14 protein-coding genes are annotated in these 17,660 nt (G+C 65.6%); 3 read left to right on the top strand and 11 right to left on the bottom strand.

What is annotated here, in order from left to right:
- Nucleotide 1 precedes the first annotated feature (1 nt).
- The 10 genes from bcsB to HWX53_RS14945 all read right to left on the bottom strand — a co-directional run bounded on the left by bcsB (nt 2) and on the right by HWX53_RS14945 (nt 12,650).
- Nucleotides 2-2,491: a cellulose biosynthesis cyclic di-GMP-binding regulatory protein BcsB gene (gene bcsB / locus HWX53_RS14990; protein ID WP_175942068.1), complete on the bottom strand. Its 2,490-nt coding sequence runs from the start codon at nt 2,489-2,491 to the stop codon at nt 2-4.
- On the bottom strand, nt 2,491-4,707 hold the full coding sequence (gene bcsA / locus HWX53_RS14985) for a UDP-forming cellulose synthase catalytic subunit (protein ID WP_175942066.1): 2,217 nt from the start codon (nt 4,705-4,707) through the stop codon (nt 2,491-2,493). The genes bcsB and bcsA overlap by 1 nt, the downstream gene beginning before the upstream one ends.
- Entirely contained in the window at nt 4,704-5,492 is a 789-nt protein-coding gene (gene bcsQ / locus HWX53_RS14980) for a cellulose biosynthesis protein BcsQ (RefSeq protein WP_175942064.1), read from the bottom strand. Before bcsQ ends, bcsA begins: the two co-directional genes overlap by 4 nt.
- A complete protein-coding gene (bcsP, locus tag HWX53_RS14975; RefSeq protein ID WP_175942062.1) occupies nt 5,489-6,148 on the bottom strand; it encodes a cellulose biosynthesis protein BcsP in 660 nt (219 codons plus the stop codon). Before bcsP ends, bcsQ begins: the two co-directional genes overlap by 4 nt.
- 123 nt (nt 6,149-6,271) lie before the next feature.
- Nucleotides 6,272-6,727, bottom strand: a complete 456-nt coding sequence (gene bcsD / locus HWX53_RS14970; protein ID WP_175942060.1) for a cellulose biosynthesis protein BcsD — start codon at nt 6,725-6,727, stop codon at nt 6,272-6,274.
- A gap of 559 nt (nt 6,728-7,286) precedes the next feature.
- A complete protein-coding gene (locus HWX53_RS14965; RefSeq protein ID WP_175942058.1) occupies nt 7,287-8,147 on the bottom strand; it encodes an ATP-grasp fold amidoligase family protein in 861 nt (286 codons plus the stop codon).
- 142 nt (nt 8,148-8,289) lie between these two features.
- Nucleotides 8,290-9,567, bottom strand: a complete 1,278-nt coding sequence (locus HWX53_RS14960; protein WP_175942056.1) for a glycosyltransferase — start codon at nt 9,565-9,567, stop codon at nt 8,290-8,292.
- 282 nt (nt 9,568-9,849) lie between these two features.
- Nucleotides 9,850-11,169, bottom strand: coding sequence for an SUMF1/EgtB/PvdO family nonheme iron enzyme (locus HWX53_RS14955; protein WP_175942054.1), 1,320 nt, complete (start codon nt 11,167-11,169; stop codon nt 9,850-9,852).
- Nucleotides 11,170-11,340: 171 nt separating this feature from the next.
- A complete protein-coding gene (locus tag HWX53_RS14950; protein WP_175942052.1) occupies nt 11,341-12,063 on the bottom strand; it encodes a helix-turn-helix domain-containing protein in 723 nt (240 codons plus the stop codon).
- Nucleotides 12,064-12,167: 104 nt separating this feature from the next.
- Nucleotides 12,168-12,650, bottom strand: a complete 483-nt coding sequence (locus tag HWX53_RS14945) for a universal stress protein (RefSeq protein WP_175942050.1) — start codon at nt 12,648-12,650, stop codon at nt 12,168-12,170.
- A 268-nt stretch (nt 12,651-12,918) separates the two neighbouring features.
- Here HWX53_RS14945 and HWX53_RS14940 point away from each other — a divergent pair, with 268 nt between their 5' ends.
- The 3 genes from HWX53_RS14940 to HWX53_RS14930 all read left to right on the top strand — a co-directional run bounded on the left by HWX53_RS14940 (nt 12,919) and on the right by HWX53_RS14930 (nt 17,207).
- Nucleotides 12,919-14,436, top strand: coding sequence for an MFS transporter (locus HWX53_RS14940; RefSeq protein WP_175942464.1), 1,518 nt, complete (start codon nt 12,919-12,921; stop codon nt 14,434-14,436).
- A gap of 82 nt (nt 14,437-14,518) precedes the next feature.
- Complete coding sequence (locus HWX53_RS14935; protein WP_175942049.1) at nt 14,519-16,096, top strand: aldehyde dehydrogenase (NADP(+)); 1,578 nt, start codon at nt 14,519-14,521, stop codon at nt 16,094-16,096.
- Nucleotides 16,097-16,268: 172 nt separating this feature from the next.
- Entirely contained in the window at nt 16,269-17,207 is a 939-nt protein-coding gene (locus tag HWX53_RS14930) for an SMP-30/gluconolactonase/LRE family protein (RefSeq protein WP_175942048.1), read from the top strand.
- On the opposite strand, the gene HWX53_RS14925 is transcribed toward HWX53_RS14930, so the two are convergent.
- A complete protein-coding gene (locus tag HWX53_RS14925) occupies nt 17,204-17,635 on the bottom strand; it encodes a GNAT family N-acetyltransferase (protein WP_175942047.1) in 432 nt (143 codons plus the stop codon). The two genes, HWX53_RS14930 and HWX53_RS14925, sit on opposite strands and share 4 nt — an antisense overlap.
- Nucleotides 17,636-17,660: the final 25 nt, after the last annotated feature.

The following is a 17,660-nucleotide window of genomic DNA, read 5'->3' as shown; positions in this document are numbered from 1 at the left end:
GTCAGTCCCTCAGACGCCGCGCGGCGATGGAACGCAGCGCGCGATAGAACAGGGCAGCGATGATGAGCGAGGCGAGCACGCCCGCGATCACCAGCAGAAACGGGTGCGACGACAGCGCCCAGCGCATGTAGTGCATCGGCGAGAGATGGCCGACGTAATACGCTTCGCCGTTCGACGTGACCGTCACCGTGCGGCCGTGGATCACGGCCATCGCGCCTTGAATCGACGGAAGCAGATCATTGTCGAGCAGGGCGGCGGACAGATCGGCGTCCGACTGCCCCGCCGCGCTGATGAGCGCCACCGCGCTGCGTCCGCTCTTGAGCGGCGACTCGAAGCCGGTCAGGAGCGCATCGCCGCTCGAACTTACGAGCGAGAGGTCCGCGCGCGCAGGCGAGCGTTCCGGACCTTGCTCGCCATGCCACCAGTCGACGAGCTTGAACGCCACATCGGAAAGCTGGAAGGTGCGCGCGTCCCCATCGCCGGAAAAAGGCATCTGCTTCGCCCAGCGTTGCAGCAAGGGCTGGCGTCCCGGCGAGCCGAGAATCAGCAGGTCCTTGTCGGCGAAGCGGTCCACATCGTTCGCGCTCGTCACGGTCACGCCCGTCACCGGATAACCCGTCGATGCGCCCATGCGGCCCATTTCCAGCAGATACAGGCTGTAGTCCGCCGAATTCGGCTCGTTCGGCAGCACGACCGCCGTCTCTGAAAGGTCCGCCATGCGCGTGAACGGAAAGCCGCCGTTCGCAAACGCGGCCAGATCGGGCAGCGCCATGTAGTGCGGGAAGCCGGAGAGGTCGATGGTCGAATTCGGATCCACCGCGCCGACGACGTTATCCAGCACGCGGCCCTGACATTCGCCGGTCTTCGGAATGTCGTAGTAGAAGTGCAGGCGCAGTTGCGCGCGCGGCGTGATGAGCAACGGCGGCAGATAAATCTCGCGGCGCGCGGCGACCGTCTTGTCCGGCAGCACGCGGCTGAAGTACGTGCCGAGATCGAACGTCGAGGTGGACACCGCCGGAATGCGCAGCGACTGCACGAAGCCGTTGTTCACGCTGATATTGAGCGACGAACGGTCGGGCGCGGGGCGCACCGTGTAGCGATAGCGCAGGTCCACCGGCACGCCCTTCGTCTGCCACATGAAGAGATCGGGCGGCACGCGCAGGTTCACGCGCACCGCGTCGGCGTCGTAGCCGTGCGCGGTCAGGTCCTGCGCTTCGGCCAGTTCGCCGAAGCGCACGGGGCGGTCGGCCGGCAGCCAGTTCGGCGCGTCATAGGGGCGGCGCGGTTGCAGGTCGTTGAACTGCGTGATGGTCGCGCTCGTGCCCGACAGCGCGTTGCGGCCGACGCCCAGCGCCTTCGCAGCGGTCTTCAGTTCGTTGTCGTCGCGGCCCAGCACGAGCAACAGACGCCCGCGCGCGTTCGCATCGCGTTCGACGAGCGCGATGGTCGGACCGGACACCGGCGGAATAGCGACGCCCGCGACTTTCGCATCGCCGACGGCGAAGACGACGGCATTGCCCGACAGCGGCACGTTGTCGGTCTGCGCCGGGAAGACCGCGCCGCGATAGCCCGCGAGCGAGCCGAAATACGACGCGACTGTTCCCGCCGCTTCGAGCGCAGGCGGGCTCGGCTTGCCCGCGAATACGAACGGCAGTTCGAGGCGGCGCACGTCGCGGCGGTCGAAGAAGGGCAGCGGCAGCGCGGCGAGGTCGGGCTTGCTGGCAATCGACGCATACGTGAGGTCGAGCGAACTCGCGTTGCTGACGGTCGCCCACAGCGTCGAATTGGACGGGTCCTCGCACTGCTGCGTGTAATGGCCGATCAACTGCACGTTGAGGTGATTGAACTCGGTGATGAAGCGCGGATCGATCGCCACGTCGCGGGCGACGAGCGTGCCCGCCTGATCGCGCGGCACGGGCAGCGTCGCGGCGACCTCGCCGTTGATGAGCACCTTCAGTTGCGAAATGGACGGCAACAGCGACGGCGAATAGCTGTAGATCAGATGCAGCACCGCGCCGGTCACGACTTCGTCGCCGCGCACCGAGAACGCGATGCCGTTCTGGCCGTCGGTGCCGCGCAGTTGCAGCGGATCGAGCGCGCCGTAATCGGCGAAGGTCAGCGTCTGGCGGCGGCCGCCGGGCACCAGCGTGCCGGGATCGGCGGTCGTCGGAATGCGCGAGGTGAGCGGCTTGTCCGGCTTGCCGGAGAAGGCGGGAACGGGCATCGCGAGCGCCGGCTGCTGGATCGCGGCGGGGTTGTAGACGACGGCCGGACCCGGCGCGGGCACGGCGCCAACGCCGGTCGCCTGCTGCGTGCCATTTGCCGCTGGCGTGCTCTCTGCCGCCGCCGCGATGGACGCGAACGGCGCGGCGAGCGCGGTCTGCAAGGCCACGAAGACGGCCAATGCACGCGCCAAAGGTCGTTCGCAAAAACGCGGCGCGCGCTCGCCCGTTTGTTGTTCAACGCGCAACTTCGACATACCCATGCCCATTATCGGTCTTTGGTTTTCAGCTTGTTCACATCGACCGGGCGCTTGTTCATCCAGGTACGAAGGTCACTGTACAAATGCTCGAACAATCCCGCGATGCCGCGCGTGCCGACCAGCAGCACGTGCGACAGGCCGCGCAGCGGCGTATCCGGGCGGCGTCCTTCGGACCAGCCGGTCCAGGCATCGGCGCGCGCGAACGTCGTCTTCACGAAGTCGTATTCCTGCTCGCGCGTGAGCTCGGAGAAGCGCAGGCCGACGCGGCCCGGCTCGGTATAGCCGACGGTCGCGGGGAACGCGTATTCCTCGTCGCCGCGAAAGAGCGAGACGGTGACGCGCTCGTGCATCGGCACGGCGATCTTGCCCGGCAGCGCGACGCCCACGCCGCCTTCCGAATAGTCGATGGTCTCGCAGGCGAGCGTGCGCCCGGTCGAGAACTTGAGCATGACGGGCATCTTCATCGACACGCGATGCGTCGCGCGCACCTGCTTGCGCTCGCTCGCCGCCGCCACCGACGCGCCGAGAATCAGCATGTTGTAGACCGTCCAGCACAGGTTGAGCAGCGTCGTGTTCACTTCGCTGCGCACGTGCCAGTACATGCCGATATGCACGATGCCCGCGACGAAGCCGAGCAGGTTCAAGAGCAGCAGGAACAGATACGGCCGCGAGATGGTCCAGTCGAAGTAGTCCTTCGCGATCTGGCCGCCTTTGGCCGTCACGTTGAACTTGCCGAGCTTCGGGTTGATGACCGCGAGCAGCGTCGGCGCGGTGATGTACGACGCGAGCACCGACTCGTACACTTCGGCCCAGAACGAATGGCGGAAGCTGCGCTGCATGCGCGAATTGGTGATGCTCGCGTGCATCATATGCGGCAGCGCGAAGATGGCGATGGTACTCGCCGCCGCTTCGATGACGTGCGCGCCGAAGAAGAGATACGACAGCGGCGCGGTGAGAAACACGAGACGCGGCACGCCATAGAAGAAGTGCAGCATGCCGTTGAGATAACAGAGCCGCTGGCCGAGCTTGAGGCCCTTGCCGGTGAGCGGATTGTCGATGCGGAAAATCTGCGTCATGCCGCGCGCCCAGCGGATGCGCTGCCCGATATGCCCGGACAGGCTTTCAGTGGCGAGCCCGGCCGCCTGCGGGATCGCGAGATACGCGGTCGTATAGCCGAGCCGATGCAGCTTGAGCGCCGTATGCGCGTCTTCCGTGACGGTTTCGACCGCGATGCCGCCGATCTCTTCGACCATCGTGCGGCGCAACACCGCGCACGAGCCGCAGAAGAACGTCGCGTTCCAAAGGTCGTTGCCGTCCTGCACGAGGCCGTAGAACAGTTCGCCTTCGTTCGGCACCTTGCGGAACGTGCCGAGATTGCGCTCGAACGGATCGGGCGAAAAGAAATGGTGCGGCGTCTGCAGCATCGAAAGCAGCTTGTCGCGCAGGAACCAGCCGAGGCAGACCTGCAGGAACGAGCGCGTCGGAATGTGATCGCAGTCGAAGATCGCGAGGTATTCGCCCGTCGTGACCTTCAGCGCCTCGTTAATGTTGCCCGCCTTCGCGTGGCGGTTATGCGTGCGGATCGTCCAGTTGACGCCGACTTCCTCGCAGAACGTCTTGAACTCGGGACGGCGGCCGTCGTCGAGGACGTGAATGGCGAGCTTGTCGGTCGGATAGTCGAGCGCGAGCGCGGCGTAGATGGTCGGCTTCACGACCGAGAGCGGCTCGTTGTAGGTCGGAATGAAGATGTCGACGGTCGGCCACTGGCTGCGGTCCGCGGGCAGCGGCAGCGGCTTGCGCTTGAGCGGCCACGCGGTCTGGAAGTAGCCGAGCAGCAGCACCAGCGCCGCGTAGACTTCGGCCGTGACCAGCAGCAGGCCCCAGGCGGCGTCGAGCGGGCGTTCCCAGTACGTGGTTTCGGTGAGCCGCCAGAACATGTAGCGGCCCGACGCAACGATCGAGAGCATGATCATCACGAGCGTCGCGTATTGTCCCTGCAGACGCCGGAATCCCAGCGCGCAGACGAAGCAGATGCTCGCGAACGCGAGCTGCTGGCCGAACGCGAGCGGCACCGTGACGACGAAGTACAGCGCGAACGCGGCGAACATCGTGAGGAGAACGACGACGATGCGGCTGCCCCAGATGCTTGCATCGACGAAACGTTCGAGGCGCGAGGTCGCGACGCTCACTTCCGTTTCGGGCGACGGTATCTTGGCCGAACTCATGCGAGCTTCCTCGAAGAAGCGGCCATCGCATCGATGGCGGCGAGGAGCCAGTCGCCGCACGCGCGCAGATCGGCGGCGGCTTGCGAGAGCGGATCGTAGTGAATGAGCGTGGTGTCGCACGCGAGCGATTCGGAGACGCCTTCGTCCTGATGGATCACGCCCGGGAACAGCTTCGCGTCGAGCATGTTGCGCAGCACCTTGAGCACGTCCTTGCTCAACTGGCGCGACTGATCGACCTGATTGACGACGTAGCCCTGGCCCGCGAAGTCCTGTCGCGGCGCGGCATAGGCATCGACCATGCGCTCCATGCCGGGAATCGCGGCGTAAGAGGCGGCGTCGGCCAGGACCACGTTCAGCGCGAAGTTCGCGGCCGTCAGCGCGGTGCGCGTGTAGACCGACGAGCCCGGCGGCGTGTCGACGATCACGATGTCGTTTGCATCCAGCGCGAGCGCGTCGAGCGAGCGCGCGAGCCACGACGGATCGCTGTCGACGAGCGCCTCGAAGCGGCGGCGGTCGTCCTCGGTCACGGCGCCGTAGGGCAGCACGGTGACGCCATCGACGCCGTCGAACATCACCGACTGCCACGGCTCGCGGCTCAGCGTCGCGCGCGAGATGCCGTCAATGCTGTCGAGCGGAATGCCGAAATGCAGGCGCAGCGCGTTCTGCGGATCGAGATCGAGCACGATGACGCGGCGGTTGCGCGCGGCCAGCACCGAGGCGAGATTGGCGGCGAGCGTCGTCTTGCCGACGCCGCCTTTCGCGGAAACTACCGTGATGACTCTCATAAGCGGGGAAGGCGGCCGGCGCGCGTGTTTGTGGGTTCGCTCTCCGGGCGGCCGGCGTGCCGCAGACGTTCGAACAGGACGTTGAGGGAATCCGCGGGTGCGTTCGTCGCCGGCTGCGCTTGCGGCCTGAAGAGCTTGCCGAGAATGGACTGGGGCGCAGGCGCGCTCGTGGCGCTTTCAGGCACTTGTGCGGGGACGCGGCGCGCCGGTTCCGGCTTTGGCGCTGCGGCCGCGTTGGCGACCGGCGGAACCGATGCAGCGGCGGGAACGGCGGCAACGGGCGAATGCGGAATCGTTTCGGTCTCTTGCGACGCCGAATCGCCCATCGCCGAAAAGCGCGACGCGCTCAGCAATTCTGCGGCGGGCGGATTGACCGGCGGAATCGCGCGGCGATGCGCGCGCATGAAGAGCTGGCGCTTGCCGCGATTGATCGGCATGCCCGTGGGTTGCGCGTCGGACGGCTCGCTCGAAGGCATCGGCGCCTCGCGACGCGGCGCGATGTCGGGGATGGCGGGCTGCGCGAAGTCGAGCGTCGCGAGCAACGGCCAGCGGGTGCGCGCCGACTGCGCCTCGTTCTCCCGGCCAATTTCCTGGTAATCGCCTGCATTGCCGCCGAAATGGTCGAACAGCTTCTGGATATCGCGCGAAGTACTCATGATGCCGCTTCCTCGTCGTGCCTTACGTGATGCGTGGCCGGTACTGCTCGTTGTGGTCCGCCGAACCGGGCGGTCGATGCCGCCGCGTCGAGGCGGCGGTCACCGGTATTCGAAATGCCGAATTCAGGCTGCGGCGCGCGCGAGCCTGAACTCGATGGCGGCGTCGCCGCCGAATTCGCTTGCCTGTCGGACAGCGAGCCCTTGCGCGCCCAGGCCGGCGAGCCACTGCTGATACGCGCCTTCGAGAAACGCCGGCGTCCACGCGAGGGCGCTCTCGCCGAAAGCCGGCAATGGCGCGCAGTAATGCACGATGCTCAGGTGGTCGCGCTCGTCGGACAGTTCGACGAAGCCCCAGTCGGTGTCTCGCCACAGCGCGTTGAGCGCGTCGGCGAGCGCGGAGGTCGAATCGCAGGGCGGCAGCGCATGCGCCTTCGCAAAACGGCTGCCCACGCGATGCATCAGCTCGCGCAGCTCGCCATGTCCGATCTGCGCCTCGAACTCATCCGCGAGCGCGGCCAGCATGCCTCGCCATTGCCGGGATATTTGACTGTCCAACAGATAATCGAAGATAGCGGCCATGTTTTTTGTTAGGCAGGCGTGAGCTACCGCGCGTGGTGGCTCAATCTCGTTTTCGTCCTCGCGGAAGATTTCTTTAGCGTGCGAGCACCGATGCGGACGTTTGTCCAGTCGCTATTACCCGCCAGAACTTACTTCAATGCAGTTTTTTTCGCCAGTGGAAAGACTAGCTGTTGTTTCTGTCAGTTCGGCGAATGCAGCGTCGCGGACGGGAGATTCCGCGTGTCTCGCGCGCGAGCGTTGAACGTAAGCTGGACGAGCGTCTCCGCGTCACCACCCGATGGCGCGCATCGGCCTCCACGGCGGCGGCAGTGTACCATCTCGTTAATGTGCCCGAACCATGCGCGTCGGGTCTTATTTCATCCTGATCGACCCTAGGCGGAACTAATTACTTGCCTGCTCGAGTCGCCGGTTAATGGGCTCGTCGTGGTTGGACGGTCTTAACGCGTCGCATGCGAATTCGATCATGCGTACTGCCGCGTCGAGAAGCGTGCGCGGCTTTTCTCGAAGACCCTGAGGTCGCCGCCCGACGTGAGCGCTAGGCGGTGTGGCTGAATCCCGCTTACATCAGGCTGCCCCACTCGTAATCGACGCTATCGGGCGTCAACGGGAAAAGACCCGCGCCCGGCGTGAACGTCAGTTCACCGAAGTAAATATGATTCTGCACGTTATAGAGGTCCACGCGCACGAAGTCGAAATCGCTCGCCAGGGTGCGCGCTACCCATAGTATTTCGTCGAGGTTGTCTGGACGCGGAGCGGGCTTGTCACTGCGCGCGTAATGCCCCATCTTGATGTCGAGCCGGTTCCAATGCGCGTCGTAAATGTCCCCGCGTGGATGCCCCTCGAAGCGATCCGATATGACGAGAATGAAAATCTGCGGATTGTCGGCGTTTCTGTTGAAGACATGGATCTTGATATCGGGCGGCACCTTGTTGTCCGGGCCCAGAAGGAGCTTCTCGAACAGAATGCGTCGCTGGATAGCCTGATAATGCCGCTCCCTCGCCACCGTGAAGAAGTTCGTCGATAACCAGCGCTGCGCCAGCTCGTTCAACGTCTCGAACGAAGTCTCGCGCTTGTCGCGGACGAGCTTCACGAACCCGCAACCGTGATTCGCTTTCATCACGAAGGCGGAAGGAAGCGCGTCGAAGTCGCGCCGCGTGAAGGAGGACGGCGCAGCGATCAACGGAATCAGATACTTGTCGCCGATCTTGTCCGCCACATAGGCGCGAACCTTCAGCTTGTCGGAAAGATCGGCATAGCGCGGGTCCGGCGCGAGGCACCGCTGCAGAACCTTCTCGTTGAATGTGGCCGGATGGCGCAGATTCGGAAACCGTCCGATCCTGCGACGATGATAGAGGCTTAACAACACCTTGTCGGGCAAGCAATACTTGAGACCGTGGATGAGCATTTGTCTGGCGGTCATTCGTTTGCCTCCATCATCAGCGGTCGCTCCGGACGCTCGCTGAGTCCGGTTCGAAACGCGCGATGACAAGCTGCGGATTGTGGACGCGACGTAGCTCGACAGGGGAGCCCGACGCCCGAACGGTCAAACGAGCATGCAGGCGCTAGGTGGGCGGACGGTTGCAACCAACCGCCACCTCGTCGCCGTGATATTCGCGGTCTTGTCCATTGGCGGGAGTCGCGTATCCGAGCGTCCGGACAAGCAGTCTTTCCAGATCCGCATCGAGCGCTTGGCCGTTGAACTCGTTCTCCACTTTGCGACGGGCGTTCGTGCGGATCGCCTCCACATCGACTTTCCCTTCGACGATTGCGGAAAGCGCCTCGGCAATGCCGCTTGCGGAGCGCTCCTCCACGAGCAGGCCGGTCACGCCGTGCGTCACGAGTTCCGGTATGCCGCTATGCCGCGTCGCGACGACCAGCACGCCGGTTGCCATCGCTTCCATGATCGAGACCGGAATGCCTTCCATATCGCCGTTGCTCGCCACGACCGAGGGCAGCAGGAACACGTCGGCGCTCTTCAGCTCTTCGAACACGCGCTCGTGTGGGCACTTGCCGAGGAAGTTGATCTCGTTCGTACTGGACGACGCCGCGCGGCGCAGCGTGTCTTCGAGCGGCCCGAAGCCGATGAGATTCAGCTGTACCGGATGCCGGCAACTGCGCACGCCTTCGATCGCGTACGCGAGTCCCTTCTTCTCGGTGAATCGGGCCACGCTCAGCACCTTCAGCGGGCGATGCAAAGGCCGGTTGCTCGCCTGTGGCTTCAGCCGGTGCGTTTCCACGCCCACATGGTGAACCTTGGTTCGCGATTCGGGCGCGCCCCATTCGATGAGCCGGTTCCGCCACAGATTACTGATCGGCAGCAGCAGCGGGCTTAGGCGAAAGAGGCGTCGATAATGCGGCAGCCATCGTTCGACCACCGCCTGTTCGCTCATGTCCGAACCATGAAAGACGGTGACGATGGGCCCGGTCAACAGCCCGGCTTCCTGCAAATACATCGCGCGCACGCCGATCGGGCCGAAGTGCGCGATCACCACGTCGAAGTCGATGCCCGCCGTGTCACCGCCTGAGACGATATCGATGAACGCCGAACGACATCCGGTCGCCGCCGCGCGCAGGGCGACGGACAGCCGCTTGCGCCGCTTGTCGTCGATGCAAGCGAGCGCGCCGAGTTTCGCGCACGACACCGAGTGACGCAGCATGCTGACGTCTTGTCGAAATACACGCAACTCCACATGGCCGCGCGTGGGATCCACCGCGGAGTCGTCGTACTTCGCCGCCAGCACGAACACCTCGTGACCGCGCTCGGCGAAGCCCTGCATCTGACGGAGAACGAACGTTTCGGAAGGAACCGGCAACTTGTCGACGATGAATGCAATTCGCATCGGCTACCCTCGGTGATGTGGTCGCGTCGAGCGCAGTGCAGTCGTCTGACTTGCGATGCACGCGGTGGATCACGTCACATCGTTGCAGTCATGCACTCGCTCGTCGTTCGTCCTGCCGATGGTAGACCATCGAAAATGGAAATGCACTCACTGCGTGGCCGCAGGAAGCGTTTCATTCGTCGCACGAATCGACGGGTAGCGTCGTCGTTGTCGGTCGATGGAGCGGGTAAGCGGTGGAACGATACGTTCAACGAACGAATGTTCTGCGCTTACCCGTTGAGGTCAGCGGGCGTTCACGCAGCGAAAGCCTGCATAGACATATTGATAGTGCCCCTGAAACCAGTTGCGAAAGCTCGGGCGCAGCATGCATGCAGCCGTTCGGGGAGAGCCGCCCTTGATGACGAAGTGCTTGCCGTCGAAGAAGTTGGCGGAATAGCCGAGATAGAACGGAAACGGCTCGAAGCCTTCGAGCGGGCCGAAGGTCGTCGATGTCCACTCCCAGCCGTTGCCGTATTGCCCTTCCGCGCCGAAGTCGCTGCGGTTATCCGGATGCGCCTGCACGGGCGTCGGGTCCCAGCGGCGGAAGTCGAAGTTGCCTTCCGCGACGTGCGGCGCGCCGATGGCCGCGCGCTGCCACTCCGCTTCTGTCGGCAGGCGCTTGCCCACCCAGCGGGCATAGGCATTCGCTTCGGCATAACTCACGTAGACCGGCCAGTCGAGCGGCAGCGCAATCTCCTCGAACATCGTGCGCAGCTTCCAGCCCGAGTCCGTTGGGCGCTGGCTGTCGGCGCCTTCGTCGCCGCGCACCCAGAACGCCGGATGCGCGATGCGCTGCGCCTCCTTCCACGCCCAGTCGGCGTCGTTCCAGAGTTCGCGGTTCCAGTAGCCGCCCGCGTCGATGAAGCGCAGATAGTCGCCGTTCGTCACCATATAGCGGTCGATCTCGAATGCAGGCACGTCCACGCGCATTTCGCCGAATTCGTTGTCCCAGCCGAAGCGCTGGCTTTCGCGCGAGAGACCGAGCGTCACGCTGCCGGCCGGCACGTGCACGGTCTCATGCGAAAGGACGCGGTCCGACGTGCGCTCGGACGCGGCATCGGCCGGTGCTTTTTTCCTGTCGACCGGTAATTGATGCAACATGTACGCGAGCGTTTCCGCGTGCATGAGCCGATGCTCGATCGCGACTTCCAGCAGCTTCGCGGGCGAGTCGTCGGTGGAAACGGGGTGCGCGACGAGCGTGATGGGATCGAAGCGCGCGTCGATGTCCGCGCGCACTTGCGCACGGTACGCGTGCACTTCGTCGAGCGAAGGCCAGTCGCCGGGTTCGTCGGTCGGCAGGCCGCCATCCACCGGGTCGATGCCGAACGCGAAGAGCTGGTCGTAGGCAGGCTGGGCGTTCGGCAGATGGAAGAGGCGCTGGTCGAACAGATTGCGGTCGAAGGCCTCGAGATGGCCGATATAGAACACGATACGGTGCCGCTCGGCGATCGGCCGGTCGTACAGATGCTCGCGCTTGACGATATCGAAGAGTTCGTCCGTGACGCGGCGCGCTTCGGCGAGGCGGTCGAGCAGCGGATGACGCAGGGATGGTTCGCGATTCATGTCGCTCGGTCTCCGTGGCAGGCCAAGGCTGTGCCCTGGAAATCACAAAAGACTAATGCGAAGCGAGGCGCGTGCCAAGCCGATAATGGCCCGCGTTTGTTCGGGCGCGGCGAACAGTGCGCCGCGAAGCCGCGTCAGGCGGGGCCGCAGGCAAACTGTCAGCAACAGCGGTCAGATACTGCGCAGGCGCTCGAAATCGCGAATACGGATGGATTTGCCGTGCGCCTCGATCAGCCCGAGCTTGTCGAAGCGCGACAGCGTGCGGCTCACGGTTTCGAGCGTCATGCCGAGATAACTGCCGATGTCGTCGCGCGTCATGCGCATGGTGAACTCGGTCGCGGCATACCCGCGCCGCGCGAGCCGCGCCGACATGTCGAGCAAAAGGCGCGCGACGCGTTCGTCGGCGCGCAGCATGCCGAGTCGCACGACATGGTCCGATTCGCGGTTGATCGCCTGGCTCATCATGCGGTGCATGCGCCGCTGAAGCGCGTCCGTTTCGCGGCACATGCGCTCGAAAAGCGCGTACGGCACGACGCAGACCGTGCTGTCTTCCAGCGCCACCGCGTCGCACGTGTGCCGCCCGTCGCCGATGCCGTCGAGGCCCAGCGCGTCGCCCGCGAGTAACAGCCCGGTGACGCGCTCGCGGCCGCCGTCGCGGCTGACGTCATGCGTGACGAGCGTCTTGAGCGAGCCCGAGCGCACGGCGTAGAGCGAATCGAACGGGTCGCCCGTGCGGAATAGCGCCTCGCCGCGCCGTATCTTGCGCGTGACGGAGATGATGTTCTCCAGCCGCGAGACATCGTTCGCGCACAGCCCTTCGGGCATGCACAGATGGCGCATGGCGCAGCTCGAACAATGCGCGGCTCGGCGCCGCATGGAAGTCGAATCGGACATGGCGGACTTCGTTTCTTGATAAATGACAAAACGATTGTCCCATAGCAGACGTTGCCGACACCGCGAAAAAATGCCGCGCCCCGGCGCCTTGCCGAATGCTTACATCATGGGTTATCCGCGGCGTCCGGAACGTTTGGAACGCCTGCCGCCGAGGGAATCAACAGCACCGGCAGCGTGGCCTGACGCAGACAACGCTCGGCCACGCTGCCGAGAATCAGCCGTTGCATGCCCTTGCGGCCGTGCGTGCCCATCACGAGCAGTTCGGCATTGAACGTGCTGGCAGCCGAGAGAATCAGCGAGGCGACGTCATCGCTCGCGGTGGCGTCGGCGGTCACGACGCTGCCGGCAATGCCGCGCGCTTTCATCGCGTAGCCGGCCTCGCGGGCGAGCGTCGCGCCTTGCTCGGCGAGCCCCGCCTGCAGCGGCGACGGATCGTAGCCGGGCACGTCCATGTAGAGCGGCCCGCTTTCGACGACGTAAAACGGCTGCATGACGGCCTCGTGCTTGACCGCGAGATCGAGCGCCGTCTGGAAGGCGCGTTGCGACGTGCGGCTGCCGTCGATGGCGACGAGGATGCGTTTGAACATGGCGTGTGCTCCGTAGATCGATGTCGAAGGCGAGACGGCGTCTCGCTGCGGCCCGGCGCGTGGGCGCGGCCGAACGCACGGGCAGGATAGCGCGCGCATTCCGCATATGGCTCGCGCTTTTCTGAGATGAGTCGATCCGCCGCATGCAACGCCGTACAATTCGTCTTTCCACCGACTAAGCGCCCGCTTAACACCCGACCGCATGACCGACGCCCGCATGACCGACGCCCCTCCGCACGCACTTGCGTTCCGCACGGCTCTTTACGCGATGCTCGGCATCGGCCTCGTCAATATGCTGGTCGCGCTGGATCAGACCGTGGTCAGCACGGCGCTGCCGTCCATCGTCGCGGAACTGCACGGGTTCGAATATTACGCGTGGATCGCGAGTGCCTATCTGCTGGCCTCCGTCGTCACGGTGCCCGTGTTCGGGCGGCTCGGCGACTACTTCGGGCGCAAGCGCTTCGTCATCGCGGCGGTGATCACGTTCACCGTGGCGTCCGTGCTGTGCGGGCTCGCGCCGAACATGCTGTTTCTCGCGCTGGCTCGCGGACTGCAAGGCGTCGGCGGCGGCATGATGGTCGGCACCGCGTTCGCCGCGATTCCCGATCTGTTCCCCGATCCGCGCACGCGCGTGCGCTGGCAAGTGGTACTCGCGGCGGCCTACGGCATCGGCACGGCGGCGGGGCCGTCGCTCGGCGGCTGGATGAGCCAGCACTGGGGCTGGCGTTCGACGTTTCTCGTCAATCTGCCGGTCGGCGCGGCGGCGCTGTACTTCATCTGGGCGCATCTGCCGAATCTGCATCGGCCGCGCGAAGGTGGCGTGAAGATCGACTGGCTCGGCGCGGCGCTCGTTGCGCTCGTGCTCGGCGGGTTTCAGTCGCTGATCGAGTCCGTGCCGAAAAGCGGCCTCTCGGGCGGCAACATCGCGCTCGGCTGCGTGGTCGTGGCGGGCGCGGCGGCGCTTCTCGTCTGCGAACGGCGCGCGACGCATCCGATCCTGCCGCTCGACATCTTCCGCGATCCGCATCTGGTCACGCTGTTCACGCTGTCGTTTCTCGCGGGCTTCGTGATGTTCTCGCTGATCTTCTTCGCGCCGCTCTTGTTGCAGGGCGGCTTCGGGCTCTCGCCGCAGGAGGCCGGTCTGCTCGCGACGCCGATTGCCGCGTGCATCGCCATCGGCAGCTTCGTGAACACGCGCATCGTGATCCATCTGCGCAAGCCGACGAAGATTCTGACCATCGGCTTTTCGCTCTTGCTGGTGGCGTCGATTGCGCTGGCGTTCGCGCGCGCCACGACGCCGCACGTGTGGATCGAGTTGCCGATGGCCGCGGTCGGCATCGGCCTCGGCTTCGTGCTCAACAACATGAACGTGTTCGGGCAGGAAATAGCGGGCCGCGAGCGCTTCGGCATCACGACGGCGCTGCTGCAATCGACGCGCATGGTGGGCGGCATGCTCGGCACGAGCATCGTGGGGACGATCGTCGCGCATCATTACGCGAACGTCGTGACGCGCACGATCAGCGTGCTCGGCGCGGGCGCGGCGGCGCAGTGGCAGCCGCGTTTTGCGGACCCGCGTATTCTCGTCGACGAAGCATTGCGCGACACCGTGCTGCGCGAGCTGACTGCGGCGGGGCTGGACGCGCCCGCGCTCTTCGACGCCGCCCGCGATGCGCTCGTGCAGTCGGTGCACATCGGCGTCATGCTGACGGGCGTGGCCGCGCTCGTCGCGGCGCTCCTCGTGCGGCGCATCGGGCATATCACGTTCCGGCGGGCAGGCAAGGGCTGAGCGGCACGCGTAATGCGTGCGCGGCACGTTCACACTCGTTGGCGCCCGTGACGGGCGGCAGCACCAGCACGGAGAAATCACCATGATGATCACCGGAGAAATGCTCATCGGCGCGACGGCCGTGCGGGGCACGGACGCCTCGCTGCGCGCCTTCGACCCGGCGCGCAACGTCGATCTCGAACCCGTGTTCGGCGGCGGCGGGGCGGCGGAAGTCGCGCGCGCGTGCGAACTGGCCGACGCCGCGTTCGATCCGTACCGCCAGGCGCCGCTGGAGACGCGCGCGCAACTGCTGGAAGCGATCGCGGACAACATCCTCGGAATGGGCGATGCGCTCATCGAGCGCGCGCAGGCCGAATCCGCGCTGGCGAAGGCGCGGCTCGAAGGCGAACGCGCCCGCACCGTCGCGCAGTTGCGGCTCTTTGCGTCGCTCGTGCGCGAAGGGCGCTGGCTCGCGGCGACGCTCGATTCCGCGCAGCCGGAGCGCAAGCCCGCGCCGCGCCCGGACCTGCGCTTGCAGAAGATCCCTGTCGGACCGGTCGCCGTGTTCGGCGCGAGCAATTTCCCGCTGGCGTTCTCGGTGGCGGGCGGCGACACGGCGGCGGCGCTGGCAGCGGGCTGTCCGGTCGTCGTGAAGTCGCATCCGGCGCACCTCGGCACGTCCGAGATGGTCGGGCGCGCGGTGCAGAAGGCCGTCGCCGAGACGGGCCTGCATGAAGGCGTGTTCTCGCTCGTCGTCGGCGCGGGCAATGCCATCGGCGAGGCGCTCGTCGCGCATCCGGCGATCAAGGCGGTCGGTTTCACGGGCTCGCGGCGCGGCGGGCTGGCGCTCATGGAGATCGCAGCGAAGCGCCCGGAGCCGATTCCAGTTTTCGCGGAAATGAGCAGCGTCAACCCGATGTTCGCGCTGCCGGGCGCGCTCGCCACGCGCGGCGAGTCGCTTGCGGCGGGCTACATCGACTCGGTGACGCTCGGCGTCGGACAGTTCTGCACGAATCCGGGCCTCGTGTTCGCGCTCGCGGACGCCAAGCTCGACGCTTTCGTGGATCACGCGACAGCCGCGCTCGAAAAGAAGGAAACGCAGACGATGCTCACCGCTGGCATCGCAGCGGCGTACGAGGACGGCATCCGGCATCGCGACGATTCGGGCGCGCAGCGCATCGCGACGGGAAAGGAGACGGAGGCGGCGAGCGGCGCGCTGCCGGCGCTGTATCGCGTGAGCGCGGAGCAGTTTCTCGCGACGCCGCATCTCGCCGACGAGATTTTCGGGCCGACGTCCGTGATCGTCGCGTGCGAGGACGAAGACCAGATGATCGCGGTGGCGCGTCAACTCGAAGGCCAGCTGACGGCGACGCTGCTGATGGACAACGACGATATCGGGTTCGCGCGGCGCCTCTTGCCTGTGCTCGAACGCAAGGCCGGGCGGATTCTGGCGAACGGGTTTCCGACGGGCGTCGAGGTATCGTACGCGATGGTTCACGGCGGCCCGTATCCGGCGACATCCGATGGCCGCTCGACATCGGTCGGCGCGATGGCGATCGAGCGTTTCCTGCGGCCGGTGTGCTATCAGGACTTGCCGGCGGCGCTCTTGCCCGAGGCGCTTGCCGACGAAAACCCGCTGAATCTCTGGCGCCTGCGCGATGGCGAACTCGGGCCGAACTGACACTGCTGCTACGGCACTTCTCACCGCCGCCGGCTCGACGATTCACGGCGCGGCGGCGGCGCTCGCTTTGCGATCGATGGCGTAGTCGAGCGTAATCGAAGCCGCGCAAGAGCCCGATGCCGCCGCGCCTTCGCGCTACATCCCGTTCACCGTTCAAGGACAACGCAAACTCATGACCCTTTCCGACCGCCGCTATCCCGACCCCGCCGTGCGCGTGCTCGATCCGCGTTTCAACGCGCTGCGCATTGCATCGGCGTCGGTCGAGTGTCTTTATCAAGGCGCGCGCTGGTCGGAAGGGCCGGTGTGGTTCGGCGACGGGCGGTATCTTTTGTGGAGCGACATACCGAACAACCGCATCCTGCGCTGGGACGAGGAAAGCGGGCAGGTCGGCGTGTTTCGCAAGCCGTCGAACAACGCGAACGGCAACACGCGCGACCGCGAAGGGCGGCTCGTGACCTGCGAGCATCTCACGCGGCGCGTGACGCGCACCGAGTACGACGGCTCCATCACCGTGCTCGCGGATGGCTATGACGGCAAGCCGCTGAATTCGCCGAACGATGTCGTCGTGAAGTCGGACGGCTCCATCTGGTTCAGCGATCCGACCTTTGGCATCGACGGCTTCTACGAAGGCGAAAAACAGCCCTCGGAGCTGAAGCCGTGCGTGTATCGCGTCGACGGCCAGACCGGCGAGATTACCGTGATGATCGACGACTTCATCGGCCCGAACGGACTCGCCTTTTCACCGGACGAATCGGTGCTGTACGTGGTCGAGTCGCGCTCGACGCCGCGCAAGATCATCGCGTTCGACGTGCTCGACGGCGGCCGCGCGCTCGGCAAGCGCCGCGAAGTCATCGACGCCGGCCCCGGCACGCCCGATGGCTTTCGCGTCGATATTCACGGCAATCTGTGGTGCGGCTGGGGCATGGGCGACGCCGAGCTCGACGGCGTGCGCGTCTTCACGCCGCAAGGCGAGGCGATCGGCCACATCGACCTGCCCGAGCGATGCGCGAATGTTTGCTTCGGCGGGCGGCATCGCAACCGGCTCTTTATGGCGGCGAGCCACGGGCTCTATTCGCTCTACGTCAACACGCAGGGCGTAAAGGGCGGCTAGGCGGAACGCGCACCGGTCTTCTCCATGATCCGCTCGGGATGGGCGCTCGCGCGAAAGCCGAAGCGCGAATAGAGGCCATGCGCGTCGGACGTGACGAGCATCATGCGGCGCAAGCCCTGCAAGTCGGGATGCGCCATCACGCATTCGATCATCCACTTGCCGAGGCCCGCGCCCTGACGCTCGGGCAGCACGAAAACGTCCGCCAGATAGGCGAAGGTCGCGGTATCGGTAATCATGCGTGCATAGCCGATCTGCCGGGCGCCTTCGAAGAGGCCGAACGCGAGCGAATGACGCGCCGCGCGCTCGACCGTTTCCCGCGCGACGCCCGGCGACCAGTACGCCACTTCGCTCAGATAGCGGTGAATCACGTCGAAGTCGAACGAAGCGATGTCCGTCGTCACGCGCCATTCGCCACGAGTCCATTCCATCGCGTTGCTCCTTTCTAGGAAAGCG

The sequence above is a fragment of the Caballeronia sp. BCC1704 genome, assembly GCF_902833455.1.
Taxonomy (GTDB): Bacteria; Pseudomonadota; Gammaproteobacteria; order Burkholderiales; family Burkholderiaceae; genus Caballeronia.
This window is presented reverse-complemented; position numbering and strand designations above follow the sequence as displayed.

Coding starts and splice junctions, on each gene's coding strand:
- bcsD (WP_175942060.1), bottom strand. CDS start 6,727: ATGGCCGCTATCTTCGATTATCTGTTGGACAGTCAAATATCCCGGCAA.
- HWX53_RS14960 (WP_175942056.1), bottom strand. CDS start 9,567: ATGCGAATTGCATTCATCGTCGACAAGTTGCCGGTTCCTTCCGAAACG.
- HWX53_RS14940 (WP_175942464.1), top strand. CDS start 12,919: ATGCTCGGCATCGGCCTCGTCAATATGCTGGTCGCGCTGGATCAGACC.
- HWX53_RS14945 (WP_175942050.1), bottom strand. CDS start 12,650: ATGTTCAAACGCATCCTCGTCGCCATCGACGGCAGCCGCACGTCGCAA.
- HWX53_RS14955 (WP_175942054.1), bottom strand. CDS start 11,169: ATGAATCGCGAACCATCCCTGCGTCATCCGCTGCTCGACCGCCTCGCC.
- HWX53_RS14950 (WP_175942052.1), bottom strand. CDS start 12,063: ATGTCCGATTCGACTTCCATGCGGCGCCGAGCCGCGCATTGTTCGAGC.
- HWX53_RS14930 (WP_175942048.1), top strand. CDS start 16,269: ATGACCCTTTCCGACCGCCGCTATCCCGACCCCGCCGTGCGCGTGCTC.
- HWX53_RS14965 (WP_175942058.1), bottom strand. CDS start 8,147: ATGACCGCCAGACAAATGCTCATCCACGGTCTCAAGTATTGCTTGCCC.
- bcsQ (WP_175942064.1), bottom strand. CDS start 5,492: ATGAGAGTCATCACGGTAGTTTCCGCGAAAGGCGGCGTCGGCAAGACG.
- bcsA (WP_175942066.1), bottom strand. CDS start 4,707: ATGAGTTCGGCCAAGATACCGTCGCCCGAAACGGAAGTGAGCGTCGCG.
- bcsP (WP_175942062.1), bottom strand. CDS start 6,148: ATGAGTACTTCGCGCGATATCCAGAAGCTGTTCGACCATTTCGGCGGC.
- HWX53_RS14935 (WP_175942049.1), top strand. CDS start 14,519: ATGATGATCACCGGAGAAATGCTCATCGGCGCGACGGCCGTGCGGGGC.
- bcsB (WP_175942068.1), bottom strand. CDS start 2,491: ATGGGCATGGGTATGTCGAAGTTGCGCGTTGAACAACAAACGGGCGAG.
- HWX53_RS14925 (WP_175942047.1), bottom strand. CDS start 17,635: ATGGAATGGACTCGTGGCGAATGGCGCGTGACGACGGACATCGCTTCG.